Origin of the sequence: Paracoccus sp. N5 (assembly GCF_000371965.1) — a bacterium.
In the GTDB taxonomy this organism is placed as follows: domain Bacteria; phylum Pseudomonadota; class Alphaproteobacteria; order Rhodobacterales; family Rhodobacteraceae; genus Paracoccus.
The window spans coordinates 2,033,862-2,048,412 of the sequence record NZ_AQUO01000001.1; the positions used below are offsets into that span (position 1 = coordinate 2,033,862).

Annotated in this window: 14 protein-coding genes; 5 read left to right on the plus strand and 9 right to left on the minus strand. The window is 69.8% G+C overall.

Going from position 1 to position 14,551, the window contains the following annotated elements; all coding sequences use genetic code 11:
- Nucleotides 1–68: 68 nt before the first annotated feature.
- Nucleotides 69–1,403 carry a trigger factor gene (gene tig, locus PARN5_RS0110205; protein ID WP_017999674.1) on the plus strand — a complete coding sequence of 445 codons (1,335 nt, stop codon included), beginning with the start codon at nt 69–71 and terminating at the stop codon, nt 1,401–1,403.
- Nucleotides 1,404–1,517: 114 nt separating this feature from the next.
- On the opposite strand, the gene PARN5_RS0110210 is transcribed toward tig, so the two are convergent.
- From PARN5_RS0110210 to rpsF, 4 genes are all read right to left on the minus strand, one after another.
- Nucleotides 1,518–2,333: a hypothetical protein gene (locus tag PARN5_RS0110210; protein WP_017999675.1), complete on the minus strand. Its 816-nt coding sequence runs from the start codon at nt 2,331–2,333 to the stop codon at nt 1,518–1,520.
- Nucleotides 2,334–2,486: 153 nt separating this feature from the next.
- A complete protein-coding gene (rplI, locus tag PARN5_RS0110215; RefSeq protein ID WP_017999676.1) occupies nt 2,487–3,071 on the minus strand; it encodes a 50S ribosomal protein L9 in 585 nt (194 codons plus the stop codon).
- 12 nt (nt 3,072–3,083) lie between these two features.
- Nucleotides 3,084–3,311, minus strand: coding sequence for a 30S ribosomal protein S18 (gene rpsR / locus PARN5_RS0110220; RefSeq protein ID WP_011747229.1), 228 nt, complete (start codon nt 3,309–3,311; stop codon nt 3,084–3,086).
- A 17-nt stretch (nt 3,312–3,328) separates the two neighbouring features.
- Nucleotides 3,329–3,772: a 30S ribosomal protein S6 gene (rpsF, locus tag PARN5_RS0110225; protein WP_017999677.1), complete on the minus strand. Its 444-nt coding sequence runs from the start codon at nt 3,770–3,772 to the stop codon at nt 3,329–3,331.
- Nucleotides 3,773–4,073: 301 nt separating this feature from the next.
- Between rpsF and PARN5_RS0110230 the strand changes: the two genes are divergently transcribed.
- Nucleotides 4,074–4,655, plus strand: coding sequence for a YceI family protein (locus tag PARN5_RS0110230; RefSeq protein ID WP_017999678.1), 582 nt, complete (start codon nt 4,074–4,076; stop codon nt 4,653–4,655).
- Between the two features lie 72 nt (nt 4,656–4,727).
- Here PARN5_RS0110230 and PARN5_RS0110235 read toward each other — a convergent pair whose 3' ends face one another.
- A complete protein-coding gene (locus PARN5_RS0110235) occupies nt 4,728–5,807 on the minus strand; it encodes a cytochrome-c peroxidase (protein WP_017999679.1) in 1,080 nt (359 codons plus the stop codon).
- Nucleotides 5,808–5,938: 131 nt separating this feature from the next.
- Between PARN5_RS0110235 and prfA the strand changes: the two genes are divergently transcribed.
- From prfA to PARN5_RS0110250, 3 genes are all read left to right on the plus strand, one after another.
- Nucleotides 5,939–6,997, plus strand: coding sequence for a peptide chain release factor 1 (prfA, locus tag PARN5_RS0110240; protein ID WP_017999680.1), 1,059 nt, complete (start codon nt 5,939–5,941; stop codon nt 6,995–6,997).
- Nucleotides 6,994–7,821, plus strand: a complete 828-nt coding sequence (gene prmC / locus PARN5_RS0110245; protein ID WP_017999681.1) for a peptide chain release factor N(5)-glutamine methyltransferase — start codon at nt 6,994–6,996, stop codon at nt 7,819–7,821. Before prfA ends, prmC begins: the two co-directional genes overlap by 4 nt.
- Before the next feature lie 243 nt (nt 7,822–8,064).
- Nucleotides 8,065–8,901: a DUF4167 domain-containing protein gene (locus tag PARN5_RS0110250; RefSeq protein ID WP_017999682.1), complete on the plus strand. Its 837-nt coding sequence runs from the start codon at nt 8,065–8,067 to the stop codon at nt 8,899–8,901.
- A gap of 3 nt (nt 8,902–8,904) precedes the next feature.
- Here the strand turns inward: PARN5_RS0110250 and rsmA are convergent, their stop codons facing one another.
- The 4 genes from rsmA to lptD form a co-directional block, all read right to left on the minus strand.
- A complete protein-coding gene (rsmA, locus tag PARN5_RS0110255) occupies nt 8,905–9,753 on the minus strand; it encodes a 16S rRNA (adenine(1518)-N(6)/adenine(1519)-N(6))-dimethyltransferase RsmA (RefSeq protein WP_017999683.1) in 849 nt (282 codons plus the stop codon).
- Nucleotides 9,750–10,733 (minus strand): 4-hydroxythreonine-4-phosphate dehydrogenase PdxA, encoded by a 984-nt coding sequence (pdxA, locus tag PARN5_RS0110260; RefSeq protein WP_017999684.1) that lies wholly within the window; start codon nt 10,731–10,733, stop codon nt 9,750–9,752. Before pdxA ends, rsmA begins: the two co-directional genes overlap by 4 nt.
- Nucleotides 10,734–10,825: 92 nt before the next feature.
- Nucleotides 10,826–12,097 carry a peptidylprolyl isomerase gene (locus PARN5_RS0110265; RefSeq protein WP_017999685.1) on the minus strand — a complete coding sequence of 424 codons (1,272 nt, stop codon included), beginning with the start codon at nt 12,095–12,097 and terminating at the stop codon, nt 10,826–10,828.
- Between the two features lie 32 nt (nt 12,098–12,129).
- Nucleotides 12,130–14,511, minus strand: a complete 2,382-nt coding sequence (gene lptD, locus PARN5_RS0110270; protein ID WP_017999686.1) for an LPS assembly protein LptD — start codon at nt 14,509–14,511, stop codon at nt 12,130–12,132.
- Nucleotides 14,512–14,551 lie beyond the last annotated feature (40 nt).

A 14,551-nucleotide genomic window follows, 5' to 3' on the forward strand; every position in this document is an offset into this window, starting at 1 on the left:
GCGCAGGCTTTGCTGCCGTCCCGGGGGCGGGGCCTCCTCCCGCGGCATGGTTGGATGAAGGAAGACAAATGCAGGTCAAGGAAACCCAGAACGAAGGGCTGAAGCGCGGCTATGAGTTCACCCTGCCGGCGGCCGATCTGGCGGCGCAGGTGGACGCGAAGCTGAAAGAGGCCCAGCCCGAAGTCGAGATGAAGGGCTTCCGCAAGGGCAAGGTGCCGATGGCGATGCTGAAGAAGCAGTTCGGCCAGCGCATCATGGGCGACGCCATGCAGGAGGCCATCGACGGCGCCCTGCGCGCGCATCTGGAAAAATCCGGCGACCGCCCGGCCGTGCAGCCCAAGATCGAGATGGTGGGCGGCGAGACCTGGAAGGAAGGCGACGACGTGGTCGTGACGGTGGCCTATGAGGCCCTGCCGGCGATCCCGGAAGCCGACCTGTCCGGCATCGAGCTGGAGCGCCTGGTGGTGTCGGCCAGCGACGAGCAGGTGAACGAGGCGCTGGAGAACCTGGCCAAGAACGCCCAGTCCTTCGAGGACCGCAAGAAGGGCTCGAAGGCCAAGGACGGCGATCAGGTCGTGATCGACTTCAAGGGCATGGTCGACGGCGAGGCCTTCGAGGGCGGCGCGGCCGAGGATTACCCGCTGGTGCTGGGCTCCGGCAGCTTCATCCCCGGCTTCGAGGAGCAGCTGGTCGGCGCCAAGGCCGGCGACGAGGTCAAGGTCGAGGTCAAGTTCCCCGAGGAATACGGCGCTCCGAACCTGGCCGGCAAGGACGCGGTCTTCGAGACCACGGTGAAGGCCGTGAAGGCCCCGAAAGCCGCCGAGCTGGACGACGAGCTGGCGAAGAAATTCGGCGCCGAGAGCCTCGACGCGCTGAAGGCCCAGATCCGCGAGCGGCTGGAGGCCGAATACAAGGGCGCCTCGCGCCAGGTGCTGAAGCGCGCGCTGCTGGACAAGCTGGACGCGCTGGTCAAGTTCGACCTGCCCGAATCGCTGGTCGAGGCCGAGGCGCATCAGATCGCGCATCAGCTTTACCACGAGGAGCACCCGGACGATCACGGCCATAACCATGGCGAGATCGAGCCGACGGACGAGCACAAGGCGCTGGCCGAGCGCCGCGTGCGCCTGGGCCTTCTGCTGGCCGAGATCGGCCAGAAGGCCGAGATCACCGTCACGGACCAGGAGATGACCCAGGCGGTGCTGCGCCAGGCCCGGCAATATCCGGGGCAGGAGCGCGCCTTCTTCGAGTTCATCCAGCAGAACCCGCAGGCCCAGCAGCAGCTGCGCGCGCCGATCTTCGAGGACAAGGTCGTCGACCACATCGTCGAGGGCGCCAAGGTCTCGGACAAGGACGTCAGCAAGGAAGAACTGGAAAAGGCCATCGAGGCGCTGGATCAGGTCTGATCCTCAGCCGATGCCCGCATGGGAAAGGCCGCCTCTCGGGGCGGCCTTTTTGCTTTTCTCGCGCCTTCGGAGTGGCGGCGCGGTCGCCGGGGTATTTGGAAAACAGTGAAGGCGCTAGAGCCTGTGCATGCGCGGGTCGTGGTCCTGCGGCGTGTCGGCATCGGGGCCGTCGAGCGGATCGTGAGTCAGCGGGTCGTCGCGCAGGTCGGGCATATGGGCGCCGTGGCGGTCGTCGGGGCGCGACGGATCGCGGCGCGGCCGGTCGGATCCGGTGGGGCGGTTGCGGCCCAGGATGTCCTGCACCAGCGCGGCGGCGTCGCCGAATTCGCGCATGATGTCGCTGGCTTGGGCGGCCACGGTGCGAAAGCCGGTCATGCCGGCGGTCAGCGCCTGCATGACATTGTCCACGCCCTTGGTCAGGCTGGCGGTATTGGCCTCGATCTCCTGCATCAGCCCGGCACGGGGCGCGGGCTTGCGACGCGGGCGGGCCTGGGCTGCGGCGGCGCGTAGCTGCTCGGCACGGGCATCCTCGGCATGTTCGCGGGCCTTGGCGCGGCGGCGTAGGGCTTCGCGCTCGGCATCCGGCATCGCGGCCATGCGCGGCGCCATGGGCGGCAAGTCGCGGTGCGGCCTGGGCTCCGAGAGGGCGTGCATGACCTGGCGCGCGGCGAGCACCGTGCCGGCGGTCAGGGCGGCGGCGGTCAGCGCCGTGCCGCCCCAGACCAGCCATTTGGCGCTGCGCGAGGGCTGCGGCCAGGGCCGGCTGCCATCGGGCGAGACCGCACCATGCGGCGGGATGCGACGCGATTCGGGTTCGGGATGCGGGCCGCGATGTCCCGGCGGCACCGGGCGCGGCCCGAAGCGGGTGTCGCCGGGCGCATCGGCCTCGGTCCGGCGGATCGGGCGGGGGGAGTCGGGCTCGTGATGCATCGGGAATCCTTTCGCGGGTGGCGCTTTGCGGATCAAACCCGCCAGCCCGGCGAATGTTCCGTCCCGGCCTGCGCGCGGCGGCGGGCGCGGAACGGCCATGAAAAAACGCGCCGGGTTGCGGCGCGTTTCCTGTCTTTCGGCGATGACCTGCGATCAGTTCGCGGCATCGTCCTCGTCGCGGCCGGCCGAGCCGATCTCGTCGAAGAGTTCGGCGATCTCGAAATCGGCGGCGGCATCGGCTTCCGCGGCCAGTTCCTGGATCGACTTGCCGGTGGCTTGCAGCTCGGCTTCCTCGGCCGAACGGGCGACGTTCAGCTTGATGGTCACGTCGACTTCCGGGTGCAGGTGCACGCGGACCTCGTGCAGGCCCAGCTCCTTGATCGGGGCGGTCAGCACGACCTGACGGCGCTCGACCGCGAAGCCTTCGGCATTGGCGGCATCGGCGGCGTCACGCGGGGTGACCGAGCCGTAGAGCGCGCCGGCGTCCGAAGCCGAGCGGATGATGACGAAGCTCTGGCCGTCGAGTTTCTCGGCCAGTTTCAGCGCATCGGCGCGGGTCTCGTCGTTCTTGGCGGCCAGGTCGGCCTTGCGCTCCTCGAAGGCCGCGATATTGGCTTCCGAGGCGCGCAGCGCCTTGCCCTGCGGCAGCAGGTAGTTGCGCGCGAAGCCCTCTTTGACCTTCACGACTTCGCCCATCTGGCCCAGCTTGGCCACACGTTCCAGCAGGATGACTTGCATGTTCGTCTCTCCTTACTTCACGGCATAGGGAAGCAGGGCGAGGAAGCGGGCGCGCTTGATGGCGCGGGCCAGTTCACGCTGCTTCTTGGCCGAGACGGCGGTGATGCGCGAGGGCACGATCTTGCCGCGTTCGCTGATGTAGCGCTGCAGCAGGCGGGTGTCCTTGTAGTCGATCGCGGGAGCGTTGTCGCCCGAGAAGGGGCAGACCTTCCGGCGGCGGAAGAAGGGTTTGTTGGCCATGATATGCGTCCTTTCCCTCAGTTCCGGTCGTCGCGGTCGCGACGCTCGCGGCGCTCGCCGCGATCACCCCGGTCGCCGTCGCGGTCGCGGCGCTCGCCACGGTCCCCGCGGTCGCCACGATCCCCGCGCTCGCGCTCGTCGCGCTTCTGCATCTGGATCGAGGGGCCTTCCTTGTGCTCGTCCACGCGGACGGTCAGCACGCGCATGACGTCGTCATGCAGGCGGGCCAGACGCTCCATCTCCTGCACGGCGGCCGAGGGCGCGTCCGAACGCAGGAAGGCATAGTGGCCCTTGCGGTTCTTGTTGATCTTGTAGGCCAGGGTGCGCACGCCCCAGTATTCGTTCTCGACCACCTTGCCGCCGTTGTCGGCCAGCACGGTCGAAAAATGTTCGATCAGCCCTTCGGCCTGCGCGTTCGACAGGTCCTGGCGGGCGATCAGCACATGCTCGTAAAGCGGCATGTCTGTTCCTTTTTCAGGGCGCATTTCAACGACGGGACAACACCTTCCGCGCCCCGTCACGAGAGGCTGCGCCGGTTTCGTGTCTGCGGAAGGATGCGGCCTTATACAGGCGCGGGCGGCGAATGCAAGGCGAAAGGCGCATCGGGCCGGGTCCGGGCCGGCATCGTCGCCGCTGCGGCGATACTGTCTCTACGCGGCGCGCCAACACGAAATTGTCAGGCAAATGCAAGGAAACCTTTGTTGTCATTGGCACCTTCCCTGTGGGAACCATCCATGAGCAATTCAGTCGGAGCTTGACCCCATGAAATCCGTTTTCGTCCCTGCCGCCGCCCTGGCCCTATTCAGCGCGGGCGCCGCGATGGCCGCGCCGGTGCAATACGACTTTGACCCCGCGCACAGCCAGGTGGTCTTCGAATACAGCCACCTGGGCTTTTCCAACAGCACCGGCCTCGTCAACGGCGTGACCGGCAAGCTGATGCTGGATGCCGAGAACCCGGCCAATTCCAGCGTCGAGGCGACCATCCCGCTGTCGGGCCTGCACATGATCGCGCCGGAACTGGATCAGCATATCTTCGGCAAGGACTTCCTTAACACCGACAAGAGCGGCGCGGTCGCGACCTTCAAGTCGACCAAGGTCGAGCCGGACGGCGACAAGGAGGCCAAGGTCACCGGCGACTTCACCCTGAACGGCGTGACCAAGCAGATCGTGCTGGACGTGGATCTGAACAAGCTCGGCGCCCATCCGATGAGCGGCAAGGAATCCGCCGGTTTCGACGCCGAGACCGAGATCAAGCGCAGCGAGTTCAACCTGGGCCAGTTCGCCCCGGCCGTCGAGGACGAGGTCGAGATCAACATCACCGTCGAGGCGGTCAAGGCCGATTAAGGCCTGTCCGTTCCGAAACAGCGAAAAGGGGCCCGTGCGGCCCCTTTTCCTTTTGGCGCTGCAAGGCGCGCCCTACATCGGCGCCGGCAGCGGCGTCGCGTCGGTCCGCACCGGCAGCACCGGATGGGCGATCTGCGGCTGGTCGCCCGTGACCGCATGCAGGAAGGCCACGATGTCGTCCACCTGCTCGGGCGCGAGTTCCGTGCCCAGCTGCGACGAGGACATGATCTGCACCGCCTCCTTCAGGTCCCAGACCACGCCCGAATGGAAATAGGGCGCGGTCAGCGCGACGTTGCGCAGCGGCGCGGCGCGGAAGACATATTCGTCGTCGACGGTCTTGGTGACCTCGAACCGGCCGGTATCGCCCACCGGCAGCACCTCAGCGCCGGGCTTGGCGACCAGGCCGAACGGATAATAGTCCTGTCCGCCGATGTTGCGGCCAAAGTGGCAGGCGGTGCAGCCGGTATCCATGAAGGCCTGCAGCCCGCGCTTTTCCTGCTCGGTCATGGCCGAATCGTCGCCGTTCAGGAAGCGGTCGAAGGCGCTGTTCGGGGTGATCAGCGTCGCCTCGAACTGTTCGATGGCGGCGGCGAAATTGTCGAAGCTGACCGGCTCGCGCTCATCGGGGAAGGCGGCGCGGAACGCCTCGACGTAATCGGGCATCGAGTTCAGCGTGCGCACCACCTCGTCGGGGGTATTGCTCATCTCGACGCTGGCCTGCACCGGACCCTTGGCCTGCTCGGCCAGGTCGGGGGCGCGGCCGTCCCAGAACTGCGCGGCGTTGAAGATGGCGTTCAGCATGGTGGGCGCGTTCCGCGGCCCCTTCTGCCAGCCGTGCCCGACCGAGGTCGGCAGCCCGTCCACGCCGCCCAGGCCGACGTTGTGGCAGGTCTGGCACGAGATCAGACCCGAGCGCGACATGCGCGGGTCAAAGAACAGGGTCTTGCCAAGCTCGATCTTTTCCGTGGTCAGCGGGATGCCCTCGGGGGCCTCCTCGGTCTGCTTGATCGCGGTCAGCTCGGCGGGGATTGCCTCGAACACGCCCTTCGCTTCCTCGCGCAGGGCGCCGCTGTCGATGGCTGCGGTCTGGGCCAGGGCGGGCAGGGCCGCCAGGGTCAGCGCCGTTGCTGTCAGCAGGGGAACGAGTTTCACCTTTGTCTCCTTCTGTGGTCCTCGCGCGCAGCATCATGATCGCGCAAGGACGGGCGCGGCGCCTTGATCTGGGTCACGCCCGCGCCCGCTTCCGCCTTGCCGCCCACCGGATCACGGGATAATCCCGTGGCATGCTGCCGCAGGACCGCCTTTCCCAGATCGTCGCGCGTTTCGAATATCTCGAGGCGCGGTTGAATGCCGGCCCGGCGCCGGAGGAAATCGCCGGCATCAGCCGCGAATATGCCGAGCTGAAGCCGGTGGTGGCGCAGATCGCCGAATGGCGCGCCGCGCAGGACGGCATCACCGAGGCCCAGGCCATGCTGGCCGATCCCGAGATGCGCGAGCTGGCCACCGATGAGCTGGGCCGGTTGCGCGACCTGCTGCCCGGGCTGGAACATGCGCTGCGCATCGCGCTTCTGCCCCGCGACGCCGCCGACGCCCGGCCGGCGATCCTGGAGATCCGCCCCGGCACCGGCGGCGAAGAGGCGGCGCTTTTCGCGGGCGACCTCTTGGCCATGTATCGCCGCTTTGCCGAATCGCAGGGCTGGCAGTTCCAGCTGCTGGAACTGGCCGAATCCGACCTGGGCGGCGTGCGCGAGGCCGTGGCCCGGATCGAGGGCGAGGGCGTCTTTGCCCGGCTGAAATACGAATCCGGCGTGCACCGCGTCCAGCGGGTGCCGGAAACCGAATCGGGCGGCCGCATCCATACCTCGGCCGCGACCGTCGCCGTGCTGCCCGAGGCCGAGGAGGTCGACATCGACATCCCCGCCGGCGACATCCGCATCGACACCATGCGCGCCAGCGGCGCCGGCGGCCAGCACGTCAACACCACCGATTCGGCGGTGCGCATCACCCACCTGCCGACCGGCATCGTGGTGACCAGTTCCGAAAAATCCCAGCACCAGAACCGCGCCAACGCCATGGCCGTGCTGCGCGCCCGGCTCTATGACATGGAACGCTCGCGCGCCGATGCCGAGCGCGCGGCGGACCGCAAGTCGCAGGTCGGCTCGGGCGACCGCTCGGAACGCATCCGCACCTACAACTTCCCGCAGGGCCGGATGACCGATCACCGCATCGGCCTGACGCTTTACGCGCTGGACCGCATCATGCAGGGCGACCTGTCCGAGACGGTGGATGCGCTGGCCGCGCATGACCAGGCCGCCCGGCTGGCGGCGCAGGGCGACACGTGATCGGCGCCGAGGCGCTGCGGCAGGCGGCCGAGCGGCTTTCGCAGGCGGGTGTCGCGGATGCGGCGGGCGACTCGCGCCTGCTTCTGGCCCATGCGCTCGACCTGCCGCGCCACCATCTGGCCGCCGCCCTGGCCGCGCCGCTGCCGCCTCAGGCGCTGCGACGTTTCGACGCAGCCGTCGCCGCCCGCGCCGCGCGCCAGCCGGTCAGCCAGATCCTCGGCCGCCGTGCCTTCTGGAAGCATGACTTCCACGTCACCGCCGACACGCTGGACCCGCGCCCGGAAACCGAAACCCTGGTCGAGGCGGCGCTGGCCCAGCCCTTCGCCTCGGTGCTCGACCTGGGGACCGGGACGGGCGCCATCCTGATCTCGCTTCTGGCCGAGCGGCCGGCTGCGCGCGGCATCGGCACCGATATCTCGGCCCCGGCGCTGGCGGTGGCGCAGGGCAATGCCGCGCGGCTTGGCGTGCGCGCCGATTTCATAGGGTCCGACTGGTTTTCGGCGGTCTCGGGCCAGTTCGACCTGATCGTCTCGAACCCGCCCTATATCGCGCTGGCCGAGATGGCCGGCCTTGCCCCCGAGGTCCGCGACTGGGAGCCGCGCGGCGCCCTGACCGACGAGGGCGACGGGCTTTCGGCCTATCGCGCCATTGCCGCGGGGGCGCCCGCGCATCTGAATCCGGGCGGCCGGCTCATGGTCGAGATCGGCCCGACGCAAGGCGCGGCGGTCGCGGCGCTGATGGCGGCGGCCGGGCTGGAACAGCCGCGCATCCTGCCCGATCTTGACGGCCGCGACCGGGTTGTCATGGCCCGCAAGCCCGGCTGACCCGGCAAGGATCCGCGCGTTTTGCGCCATTCGATGCAGATTCCGCTTGTAAGCGGCGATGCGGCGTGTTTATTCGCAGATGTGACGGGGGCGCTGCCCACGCATGGGTCAGCCATACTCAGATAACCCAGCACAATCCTGGCAAAGCGGGAAACGGAATTCCACCGCTCCCGTTCTGGACACTCGCTTCCGAGATGACCCCAACCTCAGCCGGACAAATCCGGACGAAACGACAACAAGCTGATGAGATCATCCAAATCCCGTTCGCGTAACAAGTCGAACCGCCAGCGCTCGCTGGGCAATATCGTCAACCGCGTCTTCGATTCCTCGGGCCCCGAGGGCAAGGTGCGCGGCACGCCCCAGCAGATCATCGAGAAATACCTGGCGCTGGCCCGCGACGCCCAGCTCTCCAATGACCGCGTGGCCGAGCAGAGCTTCCTGCAGCATGCCGAGCATTACACCCGCATGCTGGGCGAGGCGCAGCGCGAGCAGGCCGAGCGCCAGCAGCATCAAGCCCGCGACGACGATTTCCAGGACGGCAACGGCCATTCGGCCCAGTCCGAGAACGGCCAGAACGGCAACCGCCACGAGCGCCAGGATCGCCAGGACCGGAACGAGCGGCGCGACGACCGCCGCGACCAGCCGCGCGAGGAACGCCATCGCGACGACCGGCGCGAGGATCGCAACCGCGACGAGCGGCGCGAAGAGCGCAGCCGCGACGACCGGCAAGCCGCGCGTGCCGAAGCCCAGGCGCCCGCCGGCCTGCCGCCGGTGATCGCCTCGGACGAGGACGCCGCCGGCCCGGTCGAGACCCCGGAAGCCGCCATCGCGCCCGAAGCCCCCGTCGCAGCCCCGGCCGAGCCCCCGGCGCCGGCCCCCGCTGCGGCCGAGCCCGCGCCGGAACTGGCGCTCGAGGAGCCCGCCGCCCCGGCGCCGCGTCGCCGCACGCGCCAGCCGGCCGCCGCCGCGGCTGCCTCTGCCGCGACCCCGGCGCCGCGCACCCCGCGCACCCGCCGCAAGCCGGCCGAGGGCGCCGAGAAGAAACCCGCGGCAAAGACCGACAAGGCTTCCGGCGAATAGGCCCTAGCGCGGCGCGGCGGCCAGGCCCCGCGCCAGCGCGCAGAACTGCTCCAGCCCGATCTCTTCGGCGCGCGCGGTGGGCGCGATGCCCGCCGCGACCAGCAGCTCCTCGATGGCCGGATGCAAGCCCTTCAGCGAGGCGCGCAGCATCTTGCGCCGCTGGTTGAAGCCCGCCGCCACCACCCGGTTCAGCACCGCCGCATCGGCGGGAAAACGCGGCTCGGGCAGGGCGGTCAGATGCACCACCGAGGAATGCACCTTGGGCGCGGGCACGAAGGCCTCCGGCGGCAGGGTCATGACGATCCGCGCGTCCGAGCGCCATTGCGCCAGCACCGCCAGCCGGCCATAGGCCTTGCCGCCGGGCCTCGCCACGATGCGCTCGGCCACCTCCTTCTGGAACATCAGCGTCAGCGATTCCCAGAACGGCGGCCATTCTGGCGGCGTCAGCCAGCGGATCAGCAGCTCGGTGCCGACATTATAGGGCAGGTTGGCCACGACCCGGATCGGCGGCGTCAGATGCGCCAGCGGATCCACTTCCAGCGCATCGCCATGGATGACCTGCAACCGGCCGGGATAGGCCGCGGCGATCTCGGCCAGGGCGGGCAGGGCGCGCGCGTCCTTCTCGATGGCCAGCACATGGCGGGCGCCCTCGGCCAGCAGCCCGCGGGTCAGCCCGCCAGGACCGGGGCCGACCTCGATCACGTCGCAGCCGGTAAGGTCGCCGGCGGCGCGGGCGATCTTGGCGGTCAGGTTCAGGTCCAGCAGGAAGTTCTGGCCCAGTTGCTTCTTCGCCCGCAACTCGTGGCGGGCGATGACATCGCGCAGCGGCGGCAACCCGTCGATGGCGCTCATGCCTGCGCCCCGGCCCGGCGTTCCGCCATGTCCCAAGCCATGCGCAGCGCGGCGATGACGCTTTCGGCATCGGCGATGCCCCGGCCGGCAATGTCGAAGGCGGTGCCATGGTCGGGCGAGGTGCGCACGAAGGGCAGGCCCAGCGTGACATTCACCCCGCCGGCGAAATCCAGCGTCTTGATCGGGATCAGCGCCTGGTCGTGATAGGCGCAGATCGCCGCGTCATAACGCGCGCGCGCCGCCGGATGGAACATGGTATCGGCGGGCAGGGGGCCGGCAATGTCGAACCCCTCGGCCCGCAGCCGCGCGGCCAGCGGCGCGATCCAGCGCATCTCCTCGCTGCCCATGACGCCGTTCTCGCCGGCATGCGGGTTCAGCCCGGCCAGCGCCAGCCGCGGCGCGGCCATGCCGAAATCGCGGCGCAAGCCGGCATCGGTGATCCGCACCGCCTGCTCCAGCAATGCCGGCGTCAGCGCATGCGGCACCTCGGACAGCGCGATGTGGATGGTCGCCGGCACCACCCGGCAAGGCGGCTCGACGCCGGTCGAGGCCAGCATCATCACCACCGGCACGCCACCGGCCAGATGCGCCAGGTATTCGGTATGGCCGGGAAAGGGGAAATCGGCCCCTCGCTTCAGCGCCTCCTTGTTGATCGGCAGGGTGCAGATGCCGCCGGCGGCGCCGCTCTGCGCCAAAGCGACGGCGCGGTCGATGACTGCGATCACGCCCGCGGCATTGGCCGGATCGGGACGCCCGGGCACGGCCGGCGCCGCGAAATCATGCCGCAGCACCGGCAGAACGCCCGGCGCGACCGCCTCGCCCGGCACCGAAACCTCGGCCCAGGCGGTGCCTTCGGGCAGGTGCCGCGGATCGCCCAGGAAGACAAAGGGCACCCCGGCCGCCAGCGCCTTGGGCGCCAGTTCCGGTCCGATGCCGGCCGGCTCGCCGCAGGTCAGGATGATGGGTCGCGGCTGGGTCATTCTGTCTTGTCCAAATATCCCGGGGGGAGCGCCTGACGCACCCCGTCGAGGGGTGCGTCAGGCGCGGGGGGCAGAGCCCCCGGCCACCCGCGTCACGGTCGGCGAATGATCGCATTCGAGCGCAGCTCGGCGAGATAGCTCTCGGCCGCCTGGCCCACCTTGCGGTTGAAGATCATGTTGCGCACCTCCTCGCGTCCCGGCAGCGCGTCCGGATCGGGGGCGGGCTGGGCCTCGCCCTCGGCGGTGACCGGCACGGGCGCTGTCTCGGGCGCCTCGGCCAGGGCGGCCGACTGCCGCTTGCACAGCATCAGCAGCTCCACCGCGCCGCCATAGGAGACCACGGTGCTTTCATTGTCGTCGAGCACCGCCAGCCGGATCGCCTCGCCGGTCGGGATCTGGCCCTGCGGCAGGGTCTGGCGGCTGATCTGCTCGGCCGGCAGGCCGCGGGCATGCACGAACAGATCGGCGCATGTGTCCGAGACGGCGGCGATGCGCCGCGCCTCCTCGGCGCTCGACAGCCGGAAGCGCACGAAATCCAGCACCTGCGCCGTCGCGCCGGGCCGCAGCGTGCCGCGGGTGTCGCGCAGATAGAACAGCACCACCGCGCCCTCGACCCGCAGCGGTTGGCCGACCTGGCCCGGCTTCATCCCCAGGATGATCGGCTGCAGGGACGGCGGCAGGTTCGCCAGCGGCGTCCAGGGCAGCCGGCCGCCGTTCTCGGCCGAGGGCGTCGCGGAATATTGCCGGGCAAAGGCGGCGAAATCGCCCTCGGAGCGGGTGCCGGCGACGATGCGCCCGGCCTGGGCCATGGCGGCCTCCTCCTGCCCGGGCGGGGCGGGGATGATCAGCTCGGACAGCGCGACATGGGTCACGCGCGGCGTCTCGATCACCTTCTGCAATTCCTGGTCCACCTCGGCATCGGTGACGCGGACCTGCGGCACGACGCGCTGGCGCACCACCTCGCGCCAGACCACGCCGGCGGTGACGAAGTCGCGGAAGGTCTGCCGCTCGACCCCGGCCCGGGCCAGCTCGGCGGTGAATTCCTCGACCCCCAGATTGGCACGGCCGGCGAATTCCGCCAGGCCCGCGTCGATCTGCTCATCGCTGGCGGTGATGCCCAGCTGCTTGGCCGCGAACATCCGCAGCCGGTCGTCGACCAGCGCCTTTTGCGACGCGACCGCATCGGCGTCCGGCGCCCGCAGCAGCTCCATGAAGCGCATGCGCTGCGCCAGCTCATAGCGCGTCACGGCCGAATCGTTGACATAGACCAGAGGCTGGAACGGGTTGGACTGCGCGAAGACCGGGGCCATCCCCCCCGCCGCCAGCATCGCGGCCATCGCCGCCCCCAGAAGAATTCGCCGCATCAGCTCCCTCGCCGCATGGTTTTGCCGGGACATTAGCGCAGGCAGGCGCGACGCGCCACCGTTCCCGGACCGGCCTTCTGCTGTCCGAAACCGCCCAGCCGGATGCCCAGGTCGAAGCTGGTGTCGGGCCGCAGCTCGTCAGACGAGGTGAAGCGGCGCTGCACCGACATTTCCACCGTCACGCATTCGTTGCGATATTCCAGTCCCAGCTGCGCCTTCTGCGCCCGGTCGGCGGTGAAATCATAGCGCGTCTCGGTCGTGGCCCACCAGCCGTCGCGGATCTGCCAGCCGCCGGCCATGGTCAGCTCCGACACGTCGTCCACCCGGTTCTCGCTTTCGTCCGAATCGAGCCACAGGTAGCCGGCCGAGACCTGAAGCCCCGGCTTCAGCCAGCCCAGCCGCAGCTCGTTGCGGCTGATCGAGAGGCTGTCGTCGAACAGCGCCCGGTTCACCAGCGCCAGCCCGTTCGCGCCCTGGTAGGTCGCCGACAGCAGCCAGTCCGAGCGCTTCTTGCCCTGCGGCCCGGTAAAGACCGGGTTGCCGCCCTCGTCCCGATAGGCAAAGGCCGGGTCCGGCCCCGTGCGGAAGACGCGGCCGGCGGTCAGGCCGATCGACCAGCCGGCCGGGTCGATCCGGGTCCAGCTGACGCCCAGGTTGGCGCGGAAGCCCGACTCGCGCGCATCCCAGCCCGGAAAGCGGTTCAGCGAAAACAGGTTGCCCTCGTCGAATTCGATCAGCCGGCTGTCCTCGTTCGGCACGTCGTCCTCGCGCGTGCGTTCGGGCGACCAGACCAGCTGCGCCACCGGCTCGATGACATGGGTGACGCCGCCGGCATGGCGCGCAAGCGGCCAGCGCAGCTCGGCCGCCAGCATCGGGTCGGCGCGGGCGACCCAATCCTCGTAATCGCTGTCCTGGTTGATGCGATAGACGTCGGCGGCGACCTCGCCCTCGACCTTGCCCAGGAAGCCGCCGGGCAGGATCTCGGTCCGCTGCCAGTCGAGGCTGACCGAGCCGCGCGCCATGTCGCGTCCGACCACGTCGAGCCCCGACGAGCGGCGATGCGCATGCAGCGACCATTCCAGGCTGGCGATGCCGCCGATCCGGGCCGGGCTCCAGCGCCGCTTCCACAGCGCATCGGCGACGACCGAGGGGGTGAACTCGTCCGGCTCGTCGTCGCGCAGCGATTCGTAATTGCCGATCCGCGCCATGACCATGCGGTCGCGGCGCACGCGGTCCAGCGTCAGCCCGCTCCACAGCCGGTCGGCGTCGGAAATGTCGTAATCCAGCAGATAGGCGCGGTTGCTGGCCATCTGGATCTGCATGCCCAGCATATAGCCGCGCGGCAGCTCGAAGCGGGCGGCGCCGAACAGATAGCCGCGGGTCTCGCCCTTTTCGAGGTCGTCGCGGCTGACGGCGCCGTTCCATTCCATCGCGCCATTGGTGAAAGCCTGGCGATAGCGCAGCTCCAGCGTGCGGGTGCGCGAGGCGGCGACATAGGGCGTCAGCGTCACGTCGGCATGATCGCCCAGCGTGACGAAATAGGGCAGCTTGATGCCGAAACCCAGGCCCGAGGTGGTGCGGAACTGCGGCCGCAAAAAGCCGGTCATGCGCTCGACCGTGGGGTCGGGCGCGGTCAGCCAGGGCAGCACCGCCACCGGCACGCCAAAGGCGCGCAGCTGCGGCTGGTCAAAGCGCAGCTGGCGCGTGCGCGCGTCATGGGTAACCCTGCGGGCGCGGATCTCCCACAGCGGCACCGGATCCTCGGCGCAGATCTGGCAGCTCGAGGCCACCACATTGTCCAGCCGGGTGACGGCGCCATTCTCGCTGCGGCGCAACTCGCGGGCGGCCAGCTGCATCTCGCGCGCCAGCACCAGCCGGGCGCCCCGCAGGATGCCGTCCTGCAGGTTCGGCTCCAGCTGGGCGCTGTCGGCGATCAGGATGGTCTCCTCGGGCGTGCCGGTGCGGGCGGGCTGGGTCAGGTGGATCGGGCCCTCGATCGTGGCGGCGCCGGTGTCGCTGTCATAGATCACGCGCGAGGCGACCAGCCGGCTGCCGCGATACCAGATCACCACCCCGCCCGAGGCGACCAGCTTCTTGTCGGCGCCCAGGCTGACCTGATCGGCCAGCAGCGTGGCCGGGCTGCCCTCGGGCGCCGCGCCGCTGCCCGCGATCCGCACCGAACCCGGCGCTTGCGCGACCGCGGGCGCGCGCGAGGCCTCGGTCCCGTCGGCGAAGCGGGCGTTGTCATCCGCCCCGGCGGTCGGCGCCAGCGCCGGGCCGGCCGCGCCCTGGACGAAATCGCCGTCCTGGCCGTAAAGCGGCAAGGTCTGGCCGTCGGGCGTCAGGCTTTGTCCCAGTGCCCCGCCCGGAAACAGCCCGGGCAGCAACGCCGCCAGCAGCGCCGCGCGCGCCATGCCCGTTCCGCCTTGCCGATAAGCCCGCCGCTTGCGCGCC

Coding starts and splice junctions, on each gene's coding strand:
- tig (WP_017999674.1), top strand. CDS start 69: ATGCAGGTCAAGGAAACCCAGAACGAAGGGCTGAAGCGCGGCTATGAG.
- PARN5_RS0110210 (WP_017999675.1), bottom strand. CDS start 2,333: ATGCATCACGAGCCCGACTCCCCCCGCCCGATCCGCCGGACCGAGGCC.
- rplI (WP_017999676.1), bottom strand. CDS start 3,071: ATGCAAGTCATCCTGCTGGAACGTGTGGCCAAGCTGGGCCAGATGGGC.
- rpsR (WP_011747229.1), bottom strand. CDS start 3,311: ATGGCCAACAAACCCTTCTTCCGCCGCCGGAAGGTCTGCCCCTTCTCG.
- rpsF (WP_017999677.1), bottom strand. CDS start 3,772: ATGCCGCTTTACGAGCATGTGCTGATCGCCCGCCAGGACCTGTCGAAC.
- PARN5_RS0110230 (WP_017999678.1), top strand. CDS start 4,074: ATGAAATCCGTTTTCGTCCCTGCCGCCGCCCTGGCCCTATTCAGCGCG.
- prfA (WP_017999680.1), top strand. CDS start 5,939: ATGCTGCCGCAGGACCGCCTTTCCCAGATCGTCGCGCGTTTCGAATAT.
- PARN5_RS0110250 (WP_017999682.1), top strand. CDS start 8,065: ATGAGATCATCCAAATCCCGTTCGCGTAACAAGTCGAACCGCCAGCGC.
- rsmA (WP_017999683.1), bottom strand. CDS start 9,753: ATGAGCGCCATCGACGGGTTGCCGCCGCTGCGCGATGTCATCGCCCGC.
- pdxA (WP_017999684.1), bottom strand. CDS start 10,733: ATGACCCAGCCGCGACCCATCATCCTGACCTGCGGCGAGCCGGCCGGC.
- PARN5_RS0110265 (WP_017999685.1), bottom strand. CDS start 12,097: ATGCGGCGAATTCTTCTGGGGGCGGCGATGGCCGCGATGCTGGCGGCG.
- lptD (WP_017999686.1), bottom strand. CDS start 14,511: ATGGCGCGCGCGGCGCTGCTGGCGGCGTTGCTGCCCGGGCTGTTTCCG.